General features: G+C 63.6%; 13 protein-coding genes. 6 read left to right on the top strand and 7 right to left on the bottom strand.

The annotated features are described in order from the left end of the window. Position 1: 1 nt before the first annotated feature. Genes WCJ41_RS11585 through bchF form a run of 7 tightly spaced genes read right to left on the bottom strand, consistent with a single transcriptional unit; the run spans position 2 to position 9,906 of the window. Entirely contained in the window at positions 2–1,438 is a 1,437-nt protein-coding gene (locus WCJ41_RS11585) for a BCD family MFS transporter (protein WP_336905981.1), read from the bottom strand. Then, the gene (bchM, locus tag WCJ41_RS11590; protein ID WP_336905994.1) at positions 1,435–2,136 is read right to left on the bottom strand and encodes a magnesium protoporphyrin IX methyltransferase; all 702 of its coding nucleotides are present in this window, start codon (positions 2,134–2,136) and stop codon (positions 1,435–1,437) included. The genes WCJ41_RS11585 and bchM overlap by 4 nt, the downstream gene beginning before the upstream one ends. After that, complete coding sequence (bchL, locus tag WCJ41_RS11595; RefSeq protein ID WP_336905982.1) at positions 2,133–3,035, bottom strand: ferredoxin:protochlorophyllide reductase (ATP-dependent) iron-sulfur ATP-binding protein; 903 nt, start codon at positions 3,033–3,035, stop codon at positions 2,133–2,135. The genes bchM and bchL overlap by 4 nt, the downstream gene beginning before the upstream one ends. Next, the gene (locus WCJ41_RS11600) at positions 3,032–6,640 is read right to left on the bottom strand and encodes a magnesium chelatase subunit H (RefSeq protein ID WP_336905983.1); all 3,609 of its coding nucleotides are present in this window, start codon (positions 6,638–6,640) and stop codon (positions 3,032–3,034) included. The genes bchL and WCJ41_RS11600 overlap by 4 nt, the downstream gene beginning before the upstream one ends. Beyond that, positions 6,615–8,132 carry a ferredoxin:protochlorophyllide reductase (ATP-dependent) subunit B gene (gene bchB / locus WCJ41_RS11605; RefSeq protein ID WP_336905984.1) on the bottom strand — a complete coding sequence of 506 codons (1,518 nt, stop codon included), beginning with the start codon at positions 8,130–8,132 and terminating at the stop codon, positions 6,615–6,617. The genes WCJ41_RS11600 and bchB overlap by 26 nt, the downstream gene beginning before the upstream one ends. A gap of 2 nt (positions 8,133–8,134) precedes the next feature. Continuing rightward, positions 8,135–9,418, bottom strand: coding sequence for a ferredoxin:protochlorophyllide reductase (ATP-dependent) subunit N (locus tag WCJ41_RS11610; RefSeq protein ID WP_336905985.1), 1,284 nt, complete (start codon positions 9,416–9,418; stop codon positions 8,135–8,137). Next, on the bottom strand, positions 9,415–9,906 hold the full coding sequence (gene bchF, locus WCJ41_RS11615) for a 2-vinyl bacteriochlorophyllide hydratase (protein ID WP_336905995.1): 492 nt from the start codon (positions 9,904–9,906) through the stop codon (positions 9,415–9,417). Before bchF ends, WCJ41_RS11610 begins: the two co-directional genes overlap by 4 nt. Positions 9,907–10,174: 268 nt before the next feature. On the opposite strand from bchF, the gene WCJ41_RS11620 reads away from it, so the two are divergent. The 6 genes from WCJ41_RS11620 to WCJ41_RS11645 form a co-directional block, all read left to right on the top strand. Then, positions 10,175–10,861 (top strand): cobalamin-dependent protein, encoded by a 687-nt coding sequence (locus tag WCJ41_RS11620; protein ID WP_336905986.1) that lies wholly within the window; start codon positions 10,175–10,177, stop codon positions 10,859–10,861. A gap of 40 nt (positions 10,862–10,901) precedes the next feature. Next, the gene (gene ppsR / locus WCJ41_RS11625; RefSeq protein ID WP_336905987.1) at positions 10,902–12,350 is read left to right on the top strand and encodes a transcriptional regulator PpsR; all 1,449 of its coding nucleotides are present in this window, start codon (positions 10,902–10,904) and stop codon (positions 12,348–12,350) included. Positions 12,351–12,792: 442 nt separating this feature from the next. Continuing rightward, positions 12,793–15,660 (top strand): hypothetical protein, encoded by a 2,868-nt coding sequence (locus WCJ41_RS11630; protein WP_336905988.1) that lies wholly within the window; start codon positions 12,793–12,795, stop codon positions 15,658–15,660. Beyond that, positions 15,657–16,979, top strand: a complete 1,323-nt coding sequence (locus tag WCJ41_RS11635) for a hypothetical protein (protein ID WP_336905989.1) — start codon at positions 15,657–15,659, stop codon at positions 16,977–16,979. Before WCJ41_RS11630 ends, WCJ41_RS11635 begins: the two co-directional genes overlap by 4 nt. Positions 16,980–17,205: 226 nt before the next feature. Beyond that, positions 17,206–18,111 carry a chlorophyll synthase ChlG gene (chlG, locus tag WCJ41_RS11640; protein WP_336905990.1) on the top strand — a complete coding sequence of 302 codons (906 nt, stop codon included), beginning with the start codon at positions 17,206–17,208 and terminating at the stop codon, positions 18,109–18,111. Next, positions 18,108–18,995, top strand: an 888-nt coding sequence (locus WCJ41_RS11645; protein ID WP_336905991.1) for a BCD family MFS transporter, incomplete at its 3' end; no start/stop codon positions are given. The genes chlG and WCJ41_RS11645, both read left to right, overlap by 4 nt.

The following is an 18,995-nucleotide window of genomic DNA, read 5'->3' on the forward strand; positions in this document are numbered from 1 at the left end:
ATCAGCCTGGAATTTGCGCCAGGCCGAAGCCTGGCTGACGGGTTGAGCGCTTGCCGCCGCGCACCAGCGGTCCGATGACGGCAAGCGTTGCGAACAGAAGCACGATCTCGATCTGGTAGACGGTTACGTAGCCCGCGGCGGGGCCCGACGTAGCGGTGCCAAGCTCACCATGCATTGCGAGGTCCGACACGGCATCGCGCAGCATGCCGCTGATACCCACGCCGATGCCTGCAGCCGTCGCCTGCACGCCGCCCCAGGCGCCGAGCGCGAAGCCGCTCATGGTGCCTGTTCCACTGGAGGCCAGGTCCATCGCTGCGGTCAGCATGCCAACTGAAAACAGTCCGCCGCCAAACCCGATGAAGAAAACACCTGTCTGGAACAGCGACACGAGACCAAGCACGGGAGAAAAGATGACGCCTGCAAAGGCGAAGATGCCGGCAAGAATGCCCAGCGAGGCAAGGCGATAGGGGTCGCCACCCTTGCCGATCCGCCGTGCCGAGATGGCAAAGCCGGCCAGCGTGCCGAGTGCCATGGTGGCTGTGAGCCACGTGGTCTGGCCAACGTTGAGACCGAACACCTGGCCGCCGAAGGGCTCGAGCAGGATGTCCTGCATCGAAAATGCGGCAGAGCCCAGGCCAACGCCGATCAGAAGTCGCTTGGCGCGACCGGCCGCGCTGAACTGTGCCCAGGCCTCGCCGAAGCTGATGCGCGGAGCGTCTCTTGCCGTGAGCTTCGGGTTGCGCGCCTCCTGCTTCCACATGGCGACGACATTCAGAACCACGGTGATGACGGCAACGGCCTGGATGATCTGGATCAGCTGCTTCGCCGTGAAGTCATGCAACAGGCTGCCGAATACCAGTGCGCTCACCACCATGCCCAGAAGCAGCATCACATAGAGCAGGGCAACGACACGCGGACGGGTCACTTCGGAAGCGAGGTCGTTGGCCAACGCCAGGCCCGCTGTCTGTGTGGTGTTTATGCCTGCGCCGATCAGCAGGAAGGCCAGCGCCGCGCCGATCTCGCCCCACACAGGTGAGCCATGGCCGTTGCCGGTGAGGACGAGGAGCGCGAAGGGCAGGATTGCGAAGCCGCCGAACTGCATCATGGTGCCAAACCAGATGTAGGGCACGCGGCGCCAGCCCAGCACCGATTTATGGGTGTCCGACTTGAAGCCAATCAAAGCGCGGAATGGCGCGATAAGCACGGGGATCGATACCATCAGTCCGACGAGCCAGGCCGGAACGCCAAGCTCGACGATCATCACGCGGTTCAGCGTGCCGGTCAGCAGCACCATGGCCATGCCGACGGAAACCTGGAAGAGCGACAACCGCAAGAGACGCGACAAGGGCAGGTCCTTTGTCGCGGCATCGGCGAACGGCAGGAATCGGGGACCGATCTGCTGCAGTGCCGAAATGAATTTGCGGTTGATGCTCCTCATGTACGCTTCAGCTCCTGCGCATGGGAAATGTAGAATCCGCTGGAGACTCGTGCATTGCGGCCCAACCGCCAGTCGGCCAACTGCTCGGAACGGCTGATGTCCTTGTAGAGCGACGTCGTGGCATGCGGCACGATGCGCGGGGAGCGGTCGCTCCTCGGGAAGGCCTTGCCGACAAAATGCATGGCGGCGAGTGCCGGCGTACGCGGGGCATAGGTGAAGTGCACGCCGCTGCGGCTCATTTCGGTGAGACGTGTCAGCATGCCGATCATGTCGGGCAGGCTGTAGTGGATGAGCGAGTCCATCGCCACGATATGGTCGAAAGTGCCGAGCTTCTTGTCGAGCATGTCGCCTGCCATGAAGTGGATGCGTCCCTGGCCCAGCTTCTCAGGCAGGCGTTCCTTGGCGATGCCGATGAGCGTGGGGGAAATATCCACCGCTGTAACATCTGCCCCGCGCTTGGCTGCTTCAACGGCAAGGGCGCCGGTGCCGCAACCCGCATCGAGGATGCGCGCACCGCGCAGGTCCTGAGGCAGGAAGGAGAGCAGGGTGGCGCGCATGCGGTCACGGCCCGCCCGCACCGTCGCGCGGATGCCGCTGACGGGCGCATCGGACGTCAGCCTCTGCCAGGTGTGCGCGGCTGTCCTGTCGAAATAGGTTTCGATTTCGCCGCGCCGCTCGAGGTAGCTGTCGCTCATCAGTCAAACCCCAGGAAGTCGAAAATGTCACGGTCCTTCATGGAGCGAGCCTCGCAGGGCTCGCCACCCGTCCACAGCTGAGCGGCCAGGCGCATGTATTCGTTCTGCACGTAGTCCACTTCCGGCGAAGACGGCATCTCGAACAGCGTCGACTTCTTGAGCCGGCTGAGGCGGATCGCGTCCACATCCGGCAAATGGGCGATGCGCTGCAGGCCGGTGGCTTCCGCAAAGCGGTCAATCTGGTCGGTGTCCTTGGAGCGGTTTGCAATCACGCCACCCACCCGAACGCCGTAGTTCTTTGCCTTGGCATTGATGGCCGCCACAATGCGGTTCATCGCGAAGATCGAGTCGAAGTCGTTGGCCGTCACGATCAGCGCCCGGTCGGCGTGCTGCAAAGGGGATGCGAAGCCGCCGCACACCACGTCGCCCAGCACGTCGAAGATGACGACGTCGGTATCTTCCAGCAGGTGGTGCTCCTTCAGCAGCTTTACCGTCTGGCCGACCACATAGCCACCGCAGCCGGTGCCGGCAGGCGGGCCGCCGGCTTCCACGCATTTCACACCGTTGTAGCCTTCGAACACGAAGTCTTCCGGGCGCAGTTCTTCCGAATGGAAGTCCACTTCCTCAAGAATGTCGATGACGGTGGGGATCAGGCTCTTGGTAAGCGTGAAGGTCGAGTCATGCTTGGGATCGCAGCCAATCTGCAGCACCCGCTTGCCGAGCTTAGAGAAGGCAACGGAGAGGTTGGACGACGTCGTGCTCTTGCCGATGCCGCCCTTGCCATAAACCGAGAACACCTTGGCGGTGCCAATCGAGGCAGTGGGGTCAAGGTGCACCTGCACACTGCCTTCGCCGTCTCCGCGCTGAGCCACCCGTGGCTTGCGATCAATCACCAATGTCATGCCGCAACCTCCACTCCAATGCCTTCGAGTTTATCTTCAAGTTCTTCGCCGGCACGTTCGAGTGCCGCGAGGGTTTCCGCATCCGGCGACCAGAAGTCGCGGCGCTGGGCTTCGAGAAGGCGGTTCACCACCTTCATCGCCGCCTTGGGATTGAGCGATGCAAGGCGGTCCCGCATCTTCTCATCGAGAACATAGGTCTCGCTGAACTGCTGGTAGACCCAGGGGGCCACCTGTCCGGTCGTCGCCGACCAGCCCACCGTGTTGGTGAGGTGGCATTCGATGTGCCGCACGCCCTCGTGACCGTGCTTCAGCATGCCTTCGTACCACTTCGGGTTCAAAACGCGGGTACGGCTCTCGAGCGCTACCTGGTCTGCCAGCGTGCGAACAACACCGGCACCGCGTGTCTGGTCGCCGATGTAGACCGGAACCGCCTCGCCGCGTTGCTTCTCCGCTGCGCGGCTGATGCCGCCGAGCGAGTCGAAGTAGTGGTCGATTGTGGTCACGCCGAGTTCGACGCTCTCGAGGTTCTGATAGGCGAGGTCGACGCCGGAGAGGACCGAAGCCATCAGCTGCGACTGCTGCGCCACCTGGCCATGCCGGCCATGGGCGAAGCTCTTGCGCTTGGCGAACGTGTCGCCCAGCTCGTTCTCGTCTTCCCAGCGTCCGCTGTCGACCAGCATGTTGACGTTGGAGCCATAGGCACCGTCGGCGTTGGAGAAGACGCGCAGTGCTGCAGTCTCGAGGTCACAGTTGTTGGCTGCCATGTGGGCCAGCGCGTGCTTCCTGACGAAGTTCATGCATTCGGGTTCATCGGACGAGGCGGCGAGCCAGCAGGCTTCCGCCAGCATGCGGGTCTGCAACGGCAGCAGGTCGCGGAAAATGCCGGAGAGGGTGAGCATCACGTCGACGCGCGGGCGGCCGAGTTCTTCAAGCGGCAGCAGGCTTGCGCCGCACAACCGGCCGAAACTGTCGAAGCGTGGTGCGGCACCCAGCAGGGCAAGCGCCTGGGCGATCGGGCCACCCTCGCTCTTCAGGTTGTCCGTGCCCCACAGCACCAGCGCCACGGTCTCGGGCAGCGGCTTGCCGGCGGCCACATGCGTGTCGAGCAGAAGCTGTGCCTGGCGGGCGCCATCCTTTACCGCAAAGGCGGAGGGGATGCGGAAAGGGTCGAAGCCATGCAGGTTGCGGCCCGTCGGCAGGATGTTGGGCGAGCGGATCAGGTCACCACCCGCCACCGGGCGGATGAAGCGCGCGTCGAGCGCCTTGAGCAGTCCTGCGATCTCGTGGTCTTCCGAGAGCAGCCGGTCCATCTCCGCGAGGTCGGTGGCGGTGCCAGCTTCGGCCACGCTGGCGATGGTCTCGCGGCGGGCGTCTGCGTCCATCGGCTGGCCGACAACGTGCAGGCCGTGCGGGATCAACGTGTATTCAAGTTCGAGGATCTGGTTCTGCAGTGCATCCACCCGGGCTTCGGGATCGTCCCATTCGGGTTCGGACGCGGCCAGGTCCACGGTTGCCGCCTGCGCCTGAATGAGCAGGGCGAGGTCATGGCGTTCGGCGGCGGCCGGTTCCAGGCCACGCCAGCGACCGATTGAGGCCTTGAGGTCGACGAGCCCGCGGTAGAGGCCGGCCTGGGCAAGCGGCGGCGTGAGGTAGCTCACCAGTGTCGCGCCCGCGCGACGCTTGGCAATCGTGCCTTCCGACGGGTTGTTTGCGGCATAAAGGTAGAGATTGGGAAGATCGCTGATCAGGCGGTCGGGCCAGCACTGGGCAGACAGGCCGGATTGCTTGCCGGGCATGAACTCAAGCGCGCCATGCGTGCCGAAATGCAGCACCGCATTGGCGGCGAAATCCTCGCGCAGGTAGCGGTAGAAGGCGGAGAAGGCGTGAGTCGGCGTGAAGCTCTTCTCAAACAGCAGCCGCATCGGGTCGCCTTCGTAGCCGAAGGCAGGCTGTATCCCGACCAACACATTGCCGAAACGCTCACCCAGTACATGGATGGTGGAGCCGTCGGCCTGCTGGCGGCCCGGTGCGGGCCCCCACTGTGCCTCGATTTCGCGCAGGTGGGTTTCGCGCCGCACATGTTCGTCGGCAGGAATCCGATGCATCACATTGGCATCCGAACCGAAGCGTTCGGCATTGCCTTTCAGGATACGCGCCTGCAACTCAGCGACGGAGGCTGGAACCTCGACGTCATAGCCGTCGGCCTTCATGGCCGTGAGCGTGTTGAACAGCGACTCGAACACCGCGAGGAAGGCGGCGGTGCCCACCGCACCTGCGTTGGGCGGGAAGTTGAACAGCACGATGGCGATCTTGCGATCAGCTTTGGGCGTCTGCCGCAGCGCCACCTGCTTGGCGACGCGCGCGGCCAGCATCGCTGCGCGCTCGGCGTGAACTCGCATGCCGCGCTCGCCCTGGTCGGCGATGGAGCGGCCGCCGAACACCACGCCACCCGCGGCACCGTCGAGCTCCGGAATGGCGATCATCATGGTGGTTTCAATGGGGTGAAGGCCGCGCTCGGACTCTTCCCATTCTTCCAGCGTCTGGAACTCGACTGGCTGTGCCGCGAGATAGGGCACGTCGAGCCTGGCCAGCACGTCCTCGGCGGCGCGCGCATCGTTGTAGGCGGGGCCACCCACCAGCGAGAAGCCGGAGAGCGAGACGAGCGCGTCGATCGCGGGCTTGCCGTTCTTCATGAAGAAGCGCTCGATGGCGGGCCGCTGGTCGAGGCCCGTTGCGAAGGCTGGGATCACTTTCAGCCCGCGCGACTCAAAGGCGGCGATCACGCCGTCATAATGCGCGGTGTCGCCCGAGAGCACATAGGAGCGCATCAGGAGAAGGCCCACGGTGCCCTTGCGGGCGGTGGGGAGCGAGGGAAGCTCATCGGACTTCTCGCTCATCCGCTGGCTCAGGCGCGGGTGATAGACGCCCACTTCCGGATAGCTCTGCGGGTCCTGGAAGGCGATACCGCGCATGCCCTTGCGGGGGCCATCGGCGAACTTCGAGACGAGGAAGCGAACCATCTGGCCGATGTTCTCTTCCGAGCCCGCCAGCCAGTATTGCATGGCGAGGAAATAGGCGCGTACGTCCTGGGCCGAACCTGGGATAAAGCGCAGGATCTTGGGCAGACGCTTCAGCATGGCGAGCTGCTTTTCGCCCGCCGTGGCCTTCTCGGTGTCCTTGTTGGTCTTGGCGCCGCGCAGTTTCTTCAGCAGGTTGACGATGGTGCTCTGGCTGCCGCCCATTGCGAAGCGGCCGATGCGGGTCAGCTTGATCACTTCTCCAGCCGACATGAAGCATACCATGCCATCGCAATGGTCGCGGCGCGCGGCCAGGGCCGGCAGCACGGCCTGGATGTGGTCTTCCATGAACAGCATGGTGGCGATGATGATATCGCCCTTGCCGATTTCCTCGATGCAATGAGCCAGCGCATCGGGGTTGGCGCCCCAGTTGGATGCCGCATGGACCGACAGCGTCATGCCCGGCACTTCGCGCGCCAGCTGCGCGTTGACGCGGGCAACAGCCCCCGTCAGGTGATTGTCGAGTGTGACGATCACCACGCGGCAGTGCGCCTTGGGCGCCTTATCTGCTGTAATGGGCTTTGGCATCGTACAGCGTCTCGATGGTGATGAGGGTGATGCCGCGCTCGGCGGCGAAACGTTCGGTGTTGCGGCGCGCCTTTCCGCGCACAAAGAAGGGAACTTTCTGCAATTCGCGCTCGGCCTCGCTCGCCCAGCCACCGGGCTGGGTGGAGGCTCCGGCCGTCGCAGGCTTTGAAGCGCCATGGCCGAGGTGAGATGCAGCGGCTTTGTCATTGAACTCGAAGTCATTGCGGAACATGTGGAGCAGGTGCTCCTCCAGCCCCATCATCAGCGGGTGCACCCAGCAATCGAAAATGACGTTGGCGCCCTCGAAGCCCATCTGCGGCGAATAGCGGGCAGGGAAGTCCTGCACATGCACGGGAGCTGAGATCACCGCGCAGGGGAAGCCCAGCTTCTTGGCAATGTGGCGTTCCATCTGCGTGCCGAGCACCAGTTCGGGCTGCAGTTCGGCAACCTTGGCCTCGACTTCGAGATAGTCGTCGGTGATCAGCGCCTCGAGGCCCAGCTTCGTTGCGGCCTCCCGCACGGGGCGCGCGAATTCACGGGAATAGGTGCCGAGGCCCACAACTTCGAAACCCAGCTCCTCCTTGGCGATGCGCGCTGCTGCCAGCGCATGTGTGGCATCGCCGAAGATGAACACCCGCTTGCCGGTAAGATAGGTCGAGTCGACCGAGCGCGAGTACCACGGCAGCCGCGACTCGCCCGCCGCCAGGGCAACGTCGGCGTCGAGACCCGCGAGCTGCGCCACCTGCGCGATGAACTCGCGCGTGGCGGAAACGCCGATTGGCACAATGGTGGTCATCGGCTGCTTGAAATTGCGTTCCAGCCAGCGGCCTGCCGTCTCGGCGACTTCCGGGTAGAGCACCACGTTGAAGGCAGCCTCTGGAATGCGGCGAATGTCGTCTGGTGTTGCATCGAGCGGCGCCACCACATTCACCGTGATGCCGATGGTCTCCAGCAAGCGCACGATCTCGGTGAGGTCGTCGCGGTGGCGGAAGCCCAGTGCGGTTGGGCCCAGGATGTTGCAGGAGCGCGGGTTCACCTCGGCGTCGCGGCGCGGCTGCGCCAGTCCGCGCACGACCTGGTAGAAGGTTTCAGAAGCGCCCCAGTTTTCCTTCTTCTGGTAGGAGGGAAGTTCCAGCGCGATCACCGGGATCGGCAAGGCCAGCGCCTTCGCAAGCCCGCCCGGATCATCCTGAATGAGTTCTGCTGTACAGGAAGCGCCGACGATCATCGCCTGCGGCTGGAAGCGCGCGAAGGCATCCGCGGCTGCGGTCTTGAACAGTTCGGCCGTGTCGCCGCCCAGGTCACGAGCCTGAAAGGTTGTGTAGGTCACGGGCGGGCGGGCATTGCGGCGCTCGATCATGGTGAACAGCAGGTCGGCATAGGTGTCGCCCTGCGGTGCGTGCAGCACGTAGTGCAGCCCCTTCATCGCCGTGGCGATGCGCATGGCGCCGATGTGCGGCGGGCCTTCATATGTCCACAGGGTGAGCTGCATCTCTACACCCCCAACCTGGTGCGGCGGTCCAGCGGGCGCGAGAACAGGCGCGCGAGGTCGCCTGCCTGCTCATAACCATGGATCGGCGTGAACACGAGTTCGATGGACCACTTGGTGGTGAAGCCCTCGGCCTCCAGTGGATTGGCCAGGCCAAGGCCGCAAACCACGAGGTCCGGCTTCGCGTCGCGGCAGCGGTCGAGCTGCTTTTCAACGTCCTGGCCTTCGCTCACCACGGTGCCGGCGGGAAGTTGCCCGATTTCCTGGGCGAGATGTGCGCGCTGCAGGTAGGGCGTACCCACTTCGATGGGCTCCATGCCCAGTTCCTGCGACACAAAGCGGGCCAGCGGAATTTCAAGCTGCGAATCAGGGAAAAAGAAGATGCGCTTTCCCGCCAGCATTTCGCGGTGCGGCTCCAGCGCCAGCTTGGCGCGGATGTGCCCGGCCTCGGTGGCGGCCCGCAGCTTCGCTTCAGGAATGTTGAAGGCATCAGCGGCGGCCTTGAACCAGCCGGTCGTTCCTTCGGCACCCAGCGGGAAGGGGGCGGGAATGTGCGTGGCGCCTCGTTCTTCGAGGGCGCGCGCAGTATCGTTCAGGAAGGGCTGGGCCAGCAGGTATTTCTGCCCTGGCCCGATGGCGGGCATGGCGGCTGCGGTGCGCGCCGGCAGGAAGGCCACATCGGGCAGGCCCATTTCGGCGAAGATCCGGCGGAACTGGTCCTCGGCTACGTCAGAAAGTGCCCCCGCCACAAGGAGCGGGGGCACATAGCCGTTGGCTGGAAGGGGGGAGAAGGGTACCAGCGCGGCCAAGCAGGCGTCTTCACCTTGCGTGAAGGTGGTCTCGATGCCGCTGCCGGAATAATTCAGCACACGGACCTTCGGGGAATGGATCTGCGAAAGGCGCGATGCCGCGCGCTTCAGGTCAAGCTTGATCACTTCGGACGGGCAGGAGCCGACGAGGAACAGCATCTTGATGTCGGGGCGGCGTTCGAGCAGTCGGTTCACCACGCGGTCAAGCTCGGCGTCGATCTCGGAAAGGCCGGCAAGGTCGCGCTCGTCGATGATGGCGGTGGCGAATCGCGGTTCGGCGAAGATCATCACGCCGGCGGCGGATTGGATGAGATGCGCGCAGGTGCGCGAGCCGACGACCAGGAAGAAGGCGTCCTGGATCTTCCTATGAAGCCAGACGATGCCGGTGAGCCCGCAGAACACCTCGCGCTGGCCGCGCTCGCGCAATACCGGAATGTCGTTGCAGCCGGTCGAGGAGGGCGCGCGGAATGGCAGGTTCATGACGCGGCTCCTGCCTGCTGCAGCCTTGCGGCGCGAAGTTTCAAAAGGAATTGCGCGGCATTGGTCACGTATGCCGCGTAGGCCACCAGCGCCAGCCACATGAGCCCCGACTCACTCAGGTAGCCATTCAGCAGGCAGATCAGATAGGCGGTATGCAGCGCGATCACCCCGAAGCTCACAACGTCCTCCCAGAAGAAGGCCGGTGCGAAGAGGTATTTCCCGAATACGTCCTTCTCCCAAAGCGAGCCCGTCACCATGATGGTGTAGAGCAGCATGGTCTTCAGGATGACGGAGGCATTGGCGAGGGCCGCACCCTCACCAGTGATGAGCGTGCGCAGCACGAGCCCAAGACTAATCAGGAAAACGAGGAATTGCAGGGGGGCGAGAATGCCCTGGACCAATGTCCATGGAGAGGAATCGCGGCGCTTGCGCTGGGCATCTGTATAGAGCCCCGTCCGGATTTCGTGCTGACCGCCTAGCACTTGCATCATTTCTCTCCCGGGCCCGCTGCACTCCCGCTGGTGACGGGGTGAAGGATTGCAGCCCTCGGGAGACGCTAGTCCGCAGAAAAAAAAGTGTCAAGGCTTGTTGACGTCCAAAAAATAGTACATAGTGTCTCTCGCTGGGGTAGTGTCCCCATTGCCGTGCGTACTGCCGCCACCGGAAGGAGCCGGAGCGGTGAACCGGGGTCTGGACCAGGAGCTCTTGACGACATCGATGGTCGCTCGAGGGTCTTGCCGTAAAGGGAGGATTAACGTGAACGATGCCTCTCCATTTCGTGTGCCAGCCGTTTCCGCCGAGCAGGTGGAAAGCTTCACCCGCTTGATTTGTGACGGTCATGAGGACGAAGCTCACCGCATGGTGGAAGATCTCCTGTCCGGCGGTGCGTCCCCCGAAGCCCTGATGATGACGTTGCTTGCCCCCGCCGCACGGGTGATGGGCGAGTTCTGGTGCCAGGACATCCGGGATTTCGTTGAGGTGACGCTGGGCATGACCCGGATGCAGCAGCTGGTCCGCCAGTTCCGATTGCCGTCCGTCGCCCCTGAAGAGCAGCATGGACACGCCTTACTTGTGCCGGTGCCAGGTGAACAACACACTTTCGGGGTCAGGATCGTCGAGGAGCACCTTCTGCGCGCGGGCTGGAAGGTCACCGCCCTCCTGAAGGCGGGCGAAGCTGAAATTGCACGCATTGCGGCTGAGGAGCACTTTGATTTTGTAGGGTTTTCGCTCTCATCTGAGCGCTTGCTTCCGGCCCTCCGCTCGGCTATTCGCAGCTTGAGATCGTCTTCACGGAACCGGGATATACGAATCGCCGTTGGAGGTGTCATGTTCGATGGACGTGATATCGCGCCTCGAGACATTGACGCGGATGCCATTGTGACGGACGCGCAGGACGCAGTGCATCAAGCCAATGAATGGTCCGGCTTGGCGGGAGTGGAGTGATGATGCTCCGATCCGCCGCAGCCCATGGAAGGAAAACCACGTGACGCTCAAGAGCGTGCCCTCTCATCCCCGGGATCGGGAGGCCAATCTCGCCGGACTGCTGCAGCAGCTCGATGCGGGGGAGTCTGCCCTCCTGCTGTCGGCTGCCGCCGATATTGCCCTCGTCATCAACCAGGACGGCACGCTGGGCGAACGGCTGTTCACCAGCGCTGACCTGCCGGGCGACATCTTTGCCGCGTGGCCGGGCAAGTCCTGGGCCGATGTCTCGACCATCGAGAGCCGCCCCAAGATCGAGCAGATGCTGCAGGAGGCCTCCATGGGCCTGCCGCCGCGCTGGCGCCAGATCAATCACCAGCAGCCGGACGGCGCCGATATCCCCATCCGCTACTGCGTGATGAAGGCCGGCAACGGCGGCCAGTTCGTGGCCATCGGCCGCGACATGCGCCAGGTTGCCACCGTGCAACAGAAGCTGCTCGCCGCCGAGCAGTCGATCGAGCAGGAATATGCCAGGCTCCGCCACGCCGAGACGCGCTACCGCCTGCTGATGCAGGTGTCTTCCGAGGCGATCGTCGTCGTCGATTCGCGCTCGGGCCGCATCGTCGAGGCCAATTCCGCTGCTGCCAATCTCATGAACAAGCCGCTGAAGCGGCTCACCGGTGCGCCATTCGCCGCCATGTTCGACGGCCAGGACGTTGCCCGCGTCGAGGAACTGATGACGGCGCTGCGGGCCACGGGCCGTGCGGATGACGTTGCCCTCACGCTCGAAGGCCGACAGCAGCAGGCCGTTCTCGGCGCCACCATTTTCCGCCAGGAAAATGCCAGCTTCTATCTCATGCGCCTGCAGCAGATGGCGGCCGGTGGCAGCGGCATCGTCGTGTCCAAGGGGCAGGCGGCCGTGGTCAACGCGGTGCGCGACCTGCCGGAGGCCTTCGTGGTCACCGATCTCGAGCGCCGCATCATTTCCGCCAATGCCGCCTTCCTCGATGCCGCACAGCTGGGCTCCGAGGAGCAGGCGCGCGGCGAACCGATCGACCGCTGGATGGGCCGCGCCGGGGTGGACGTCTCCGTGCTGTTCAACTCGCTCGCGGAGCATGGCGCGGTGCGCCAGTTCCAGACCGTGCTGCGCGGCCAGTTCGGCACGACGGAGGACGTGGAAGTCTCGGGCGTCGCCTCGCCGCCCGCCAATCCCATCTGCTATGGCTTTGCGATCCGCCGGGCCAGCCGCCGCGCGGCGGAGCCCGACGTGGGCAAGCGCAGCCTGCTGCGTTCGGTGGAGGAGATGACCAAGCTGGTGGGCAAGGTGCCGCTCAAGGACCTCGTGCGCGAGACAACTGACATCATCGAGCGGCTGTGCATCGAGGCGGCGCTCCAGATCTCGGAGAACAACCGCGCCAGTGCGGCTGACATGCTGGGCCTCTCCCGCCAGAGCCTCTATGTGAAGCTCCACCGCTATGGCATCGAGGACAAGTCGGGCGGCGACGACAACTAGGGCGGCCGTCCGCCCGTCGCACATCAGACATCAGACACCAGACATTCATCATGCGCGGGCGTGACCCGCGCATCTTTTTGGTGGCGGCAGAGAGCATGTCCGGCAAGGCGCCCCGGCCACGCTGCGTGGGGGGCGCAACGGATGCTTTCGGGGTGCTGTCCGTTGCTCCGCGGATGCATTTCGCGTTGAAAAAATCGATGCCGCCGTAGACATGGCCGTGGCGTTCGGCGTGCAACCGAGGCATGTTGGTGTTGTTGCACTTCGGATGCGGGTGCAAAGCATTGCGAGAGCATCCTGCAAAGCCTGCAATTTTTCCCGAAAATCAGATTGACAGCGCGCGCTGTCAGATTGGTAGGACGTGCCATGTCAGGTGGTGGCGCTGAGCTTGCTCTTGATTTGCGCCCACGCCATGCCACAAGAGGACTGAGGCTGAGGGACTGAGATGATCAACGGGCGGCTCTTCACACGTGACTTCCTGATCGAAGGAATCCGGGACACGGAGAGTTGGAACGCCATCGACGATGCCGCGCTTGCCGCATGGCGCAAGCAGGCCTCGGAGTTGTTCCAGAAGCTGGCGGCGCGGAAGAACCCGAACGAGGCTGAGACCGAAGACCAGCTCATCTATCCGCTCCTCGAAAGCCTCGGCTGGCATGACAGGGACGTTCAGCCCAATGCCTCGGTGAAAAACCGCGAGGACGTTCCCGACGCGCTGCTCTATGGCGATGAAAAGGCCAAGGCGATGGCAGCGCCGCTCGAGGCGTGGAAGCGCTTCCAGCACGGCCTGTGCGTTGTGGAGGCGAAGCGCTGGGGCCGCGTGCTGGATCGGGAATCCCGTGGCGGCAAGGACGATGAGGGCACGCCATCCTCACAGATGCTGCGCTATCTCCGCCGGGTGGATGACCGCACGCAGGGCAAACTGCGTTGGGGCATTCTCACCAATGGGCTTGTGTGGCGGCTCTACTACCACGCCGGCACCGGCACTTCGGAAAACTATCTCGAAATTGACATGGGGCAGGCGCTTGAGCTGCCGGGCAGCACCCCCGGCCTGTTCGACAAGGCGGCAGATGGCTTCACCGATGAGCAATGGCGCACCCATGTGCTGCGCCTGTTCATGGTGGTCTTCGGGCGTCCGGCCTTCTTGCCCACGGCAGCGGGTGAAACCTTCCATCAGCTTGCCCTGCGCGAGGGCGAGAGGTGGGAGGCAAAGGTTGCCCGCAGCCTTTCGGAAAAGGTGTTCGGCGACGTCTTCCCCACACTGGCAGATGCGCTTGCCAAAGCCGACCCCGACCGCACGGACCCATTGACACCCGCCTACCTCGACGAGGTGCGGCAAGGCGCGCTTATTCTGCTCTATCGCCTTCTCTTCGTGCTCTACGCCGAAGACCGCAACCTGCTGCCCGACGAGACCGGCCCCTATGCAGCCTACTGTCTGACGAAGTTGCGCCTCGATGTGGCCAAGCAAGAAGAGCTTGGCATTGCCTGGCCCAAGGGTATCGCAACCATCTGGCCAAGGCTCAACACGATCTTCAAGGCCATCGCGGACGGCAACGACGACCTGGGCATTCCGCCTTACAACGGCGGCCTGTTCGCTTCCAGCGCAGCACCGATCCTGACGCGTGCTGAGTTGTCGGACGTGACCATGGCGAAGATCATCTTCGCCCTCAGTCATGAGCCGGACGCGGGCGGCGGGCGCGGTCCGCGGTACATCAACTACCGTGACCTCTCCGTACAACAGCTGGGCAGCGTCTATGAACGGCTGCTGGAATACAAGCTGACGCCGAAGGGCGCTGACATTGAAGTTGGCCTCAGTCCCTTCGGGCGTAAGTCCTCGGGCAGTTATTATACGCCGGATGAACTTGTTCGCCTCATCATCGAGCGCACTGTGGGGCCATTGGCGGCGGAAGTGGACGCCGCCTTCCACGCCAAGGCGAAAGGCGGGAAGGTGAGCCATGCCGAACTGGCAACACTCGACGCAGCCGAAGCCATACTCCGCCTGAAAATCTGCGACCCCGCCATGGGGTCTGGCCACTTCCTCGTGACGCTGGTGGACTGGCTGACGGACCGCGTGCTGGAGGCGATGGCCGCCGCCGAACTGGCAGCGGAGGGATATGTGTCGCCACTTCTGGCGCGCATCGAGGCCATCCGCGAGCGTATTTTGAAGCAGGCAGAGGAACACAAGTGGCCCATTGTTGTTTCGCACCTTGATACCAAGTCGGTGGTGCGGCGCATGGTGCTGAAACGCTGTGTCTATGGCGTGGACCTCAATCCCATGGCGGTAGAACTCGCCAAGGTTTCCCTCTGGCTCCATTCTTTCACCGTGGGTGCGCCACTCTCCTTCCTCGATCACCATCTGATTTGCGGCAACTCGCTGTTCGGTGAGCGCGTGCGCCCGGTTATGGACTGGGCTTTCGGCGGCAACCTTCTCATCAACGACATGGTACAGAAGGCCCGAGGTGCCGCGCGCGGCATGGAGAAGGTGGAGGAGCTGACCGACGCCGACGTGGCAGAGGCCAAGAGTTCGCAATCGCTCTATGGCGATGTGCAGGCGGTCACGCAGGACCTGCGCGCCTTCATGGACCTGGTGCATGGATTGCGCTGGGCAGCGGGCGACCGCGTGCGCAGCCGCGCCATCGCGGCACTTCAAAGGGGCGACTACGGAAACCCCCTGCAGCTGCTGACGGGTGAAATTGCGCCGCCCGCCGTCTCCGCCGCGCAGCAGGCCCTTTTGACAGGCAAGCGAACCGGACTGAGCGCCGACGACAGACGGAAGCTCAGGGTGGCAGAAGAACTGATCGTGTTGCCCGCCATTCTTGATGCCGTGCGCGCCGCCATCGCGCGTGAGCGCTTCCTTCATTGGGAGGTGGCCTTCCCCGGCGTGTGGAGCGACTGGGAGAGCAACGAGCCCAAGGGCGGCTTTGATGCCGTGATCGGCAACCCGCCTTGGGACCGCATGAAGTTTCAGGAAGTGGAGTGGTTTGCTGAGCGTCGCCCCGCCATTGCAATGGCAACGCGCGCGGAGGATCGCAGGCGCATGGTGGCTGACCTGCTGAAGGCAGCAGACCCCATCGTTGCGGATTATCACACCGCCGTGGCGCGGGCGGAGGGGTCGGCAACGGTTGCGCGTGACTGTGGTGGCTATCCCCTGCTGTCCGGCGGCGACGCCTCTATTCACTGTTCGTGGAGCGGGCGCTGGCGCTCGTCAAGCCCACCGGCATCGTTGGATTGCTCACTCCTTCGGGGATCGCATCCGACAAATCCGCTGCAGTATTCTTCAAGTCGGTTTCCACGACAGGACGGCTTGGAAGTTTGATCGATTTCGAGAATCGCGGAGTCTTTTTTGAGGATGTTCACAACTCTTTCAAGTTTTGCGTGTTGGTGATCGGCAGTGCCAGCCGAAAGTTCAAAGAAGCCCAATGCGCCTTCTTTCTGCATTCGGTAGAGACTCTCTCTGATCGCGAGCGAGCTTTCACGCTGACGCCTTCTGACTTCGCGAAGGTCAACCCCAATACGGGAACCGCCCCGATATTCCGTACCCGGAGGGATGCGGCGATTACCATTGGCATCTATGACCGCCTTCCTGTTCTCGTGGATCGCAGAAAAGCTGTTCCCGTCGCCGTGTTCCCTGTTCGCTATTCGACCATGTTTCACATGACGAATGACAGTCGCCTATTTGTAACCAAAGCGGAATTGACGAAAACTGCTTACCCCGTGGCTGCGGGTCGTTGGAAGCGCGGCGCGGAGGAGTTCGTACCGCTGTTTGTCGGGCGGACCATCAAACAATTTGACCATCGTGCCGCATCGGTTCTGATCAATGAGGAAAATCTGCACAACGCCGCTCTTTCTGGCGATACAACTCCGCAGCAGCACGCCGATCCGGCATTTGCCACCACGCCGCAGTATTGGGTTTCCCGTGGTGCCGTCGACTGGCCGGGCGACATGCCGGCAGTGATCGCCTTCCGAGACATAGCACGCCCCACAGATGTGCGGACCATGATATCTACTCTGGTCCCTTTCTGTGGTGTTGGTAACACGCTCCCACTTATACTCCCGGATCTTCCAGAGAAGAAGGCTGCGCGCGCCGGGGCTCTCGCCGACTATCAGGAAGCCCTGCCACTTATGGTCGCTAACCTGAGCGCCACTCCCTTCGACTACGTCGCTCGTCAGAAGGTTCAGAGCACGCACTTGAATTGGTACATCGTAGAGCAGCTGCCCGTTGTGCCGCCCACAGCCTATGCCCGCGCTTTCGGGCCGAAGACGGCGCGCGACATTGTGCGGGAGGAAGTTCTCGCGCTGACCTATACCTCGCATGACATGGCGCCCTTCGCGCGTGACATGGGCTTTATCGACCCCGCCACGGGTGACGCGAAGCCGCCTTTCGTGTTCGATGTTGCAGACCGGCTGCGCCGCCGTGCGAAGCTCGATGCGCTCTACTTCATGCTCTATTTTCCCAGCAGCACGCCCGCTGACATTGCCGCGCTGCGAGAGACGGCAGAGTATATCTATTCCACCTTCCCCATTGTTGCGCGCGAAGAGGGGGCGGCGCATGGGCGCTTCCTGAGCCGTGACCTGTGCCTGGCCTGCATCAACGCGCTGGCGGCGGGTGACCCGGATGCGGAGATCGTTCTGTAAGGCTTGGGGCACAGCTTGATACGCTCATTCCTGCCGCGATCGCGGGACCCCGGCTTTCGCATGTGTGACGAAATTCGACTGGGCATTCTCTCGCAAGTCCATGAAAAGAAAACTGGATCCCGGCCTTCGCCGGGATGACGGTTGGAGGAGAGGGGTGATGGAGTGGCGGTGAGAAAGATGTCAGGACAGGTTGACATTTCAGAGTGTCAACTATATCGTAATCCCCATGGCAAACCTTGCCTCCACACGCGTCGGACCATCGCTGCCGCAGCCTTCGGCGGTGTTGCAGTTGCTGAAACCCGTGACGTGGTTTCCGCCCATGTGGGCCTTCGCCTGCGGGGCGGTTTCATCGGGGCTGTCGCTTACGGATCATTGGGGCCTGGTGCTGGCCGGCATGGCGCTGTCGGGCCCCCTGGTATGCGCCACCAGCCAGGCGGTGAATGACTGGTACGACCGGCATGTCGATGCCATCAACGAGCCGAACCGGCCGATCCCCTCGGGGCGAATCCCTGGGCGCTGGGGGCTTTACATCGCGATCATCTGGACCGCGGTGTCGCTGGCCGTGGCGCTGGCGCTGGGGCCGGTGGTGTTCTGGGCCGCCTGCTTCGGCATGGCCATGGCCTGGGGCTATTCCGCACCGCCCTTCCGCTTCAAGGGCAATGGCTGGTGGGGCAATGCGGCGGTCGGCCTGTGCTATGAGGGGCTGCCGTGGTTCACCGGTGCGGCCGTGCTGCTGGCCGCCGTGCCGGGCTGGCCGATCGTCATCCTGGCACTGCTCTATTCGATCGGTGCGCATGGCATCATGACGCTCAACGACTTCAAGGCCATCGAGGGTGACACCCGGATGGGCGTGCGCTCGCTGCCCGTGCAGCTGGGCGTGGCCGGTGCCGCGCGCACCGCATGTGCGGTGATGGCGCTGCCGCAGGTGGTCGTCATCCTGCTCCTGTTCAATTGGGGTGCTCCCATCCATGCCGCCGCCGTGCTGGCGCTGCTCGTCGTGGAGCTGGTGATGATGCGCCGCTTTCTCGCTGATCCGGTGCAGCGTGCGCTCTGGTATTCGGGCTTCGGCGTTCCGCTCTTTGTGTCCGGCATGATGGTGAGCGCCTTCGCGCTGCGGGGGCTGGGCGCATGACCTCCTGGCTCGGCATCGCGCGCTTCGGACTCGTGCAGGCAGCCCTCGGCGCCATCGTGGTGCTGACCACCTCCACCATCAACCGCGTGATGATCGTCGAACTCGCACTTCCCGCCATGGTGCCGGGCCTGCTGGTGACGTGGCACTATGCGCTTCAGGTTCTCAGGCCTTCGTGGGGCCACGGCTCCGACAAGGGGGGCCGCCGCACGCCGTGGATCATCGCCGGCATGGGCACGCTCGCACTGGGCGGCTTCGGTGCGGCACTTTCCGTGCACCTCATGCAGCAGAACATGGTGGTGGGTTCCATTGCCGCCATCATCGCCTTCACGTTGATCGGTGCGGGCGTGGGTGCGGCGGGCACCTCGCTGCTCGTGCTGCTGGCCAACCAGGTGGAGGAGAAGCGCCGTGCTGCGGCCGCCACCATCGTGTGGATCATGATGATCGCGGGCTTCATCGTCACGGCAGGACTCGCGGGCCACTTCCTCGATCCCTTCTCGACGGAGCGCCTGATGACCGTCGCTGCCTGCATCTGCGCGGGCTCCTTCCTGCTGACACTCATTGCCGTGCGCGGGCTCGAGACCGACCGCGTGATCGCGAAGAAAGAAGCGGACAAGATCGCCTTCGGCCAAGCCATTGCGGAAGTCTGGGATGACCGCACGGCGCGCCGCTTCGCCATTTTCATCTTCGTGTCCATGCTGGCCTATTCCGCACAGGACCTGATCCTCGAGCCCTTCGCAGGCCTCGTCTTCGGGCTGACGCCGGGCCAATCCACCTCGCTCTCGGGCGTGCAGAACTCCGGCGTGCTGCTGGGCATGGTGCTGGTGGGAGTTGCCTCGACGCTTGCGCCGAAGTTTCTGGCACTGCGGAGCTGGACGGTGCTGGGC

It is taken from the genome of Aestuariivirga sp. (genome assembly GCF_037139295.1).
In the GTDB taxonomy this organism is placed as follows: Bacteria; Pseudomonadota; Alphaproteobacteria; order Rhizobiales; family Aestuariivirgaceae; genus Aestuariivirga.

What these genes read in the sequence shown, in the direction of transcription:
- WCJ41_RS11585 (WP_336905981.1), bottom strand. Translation starts at nt 1,438, where the DNA reads ATGAGGAGCATCAACCGCAAATTCATTTCGGCACTGCAGCAGATCGGT.
- bchL (WP_336905982.1), bottom strand. Translation starts at nt 3,035, where the DNA reads ATGACATTGGTGATTGATCGCAAGCCACGGGTGGCTCAGCGCGGAGAC.
- WCJ41_RS11600 (WP_336905983.1), bottom strand. Translation starts at nt 6,640, where the DNA reads ATGCCAAAGCCCATTACAGCAGATAAGGCGCCCAAGGCGCACTGCCGC.
- bchB (WP_336905984.1), bottom strand. Translation starts at nt 8,132, where the DNA reads ATGCAGCTCACCCTGTGGACATATGAAGGCCCGCCGCACATCGGCGCC.
- WCJ41_RS11610 (WP_336905985.1), bottom strand. Translation starts at nt 9,418, where the DNA reads ATGAACCTGCCATTCCGCGCGCCCTCCTCGACCGGCTGCAACGACATT.
- bchF (WP_336905995.1), bottom strand. Translation starts at nt 9,906, where the DNA reads ATGCAAGTGCTAGGCGGTCAGCACGAAATCCGGACGGGGCTCTATACA.
- WCJ41_RS11630 (WP_336905988.1), top strand. Translation starts at nt 12,793, where the DNA reads ATGATCAACGGGCGGCTCTTCACACGTGACTTCCTGATCGAAGGAATC.
- chlG (WP_336905990.1), top strand. Translation starts at nt 17,206, where the DNA reads ATGGCAAACCTTGCCTCCACACGCGTCGGACCATCGCTGCCGCAGCCT.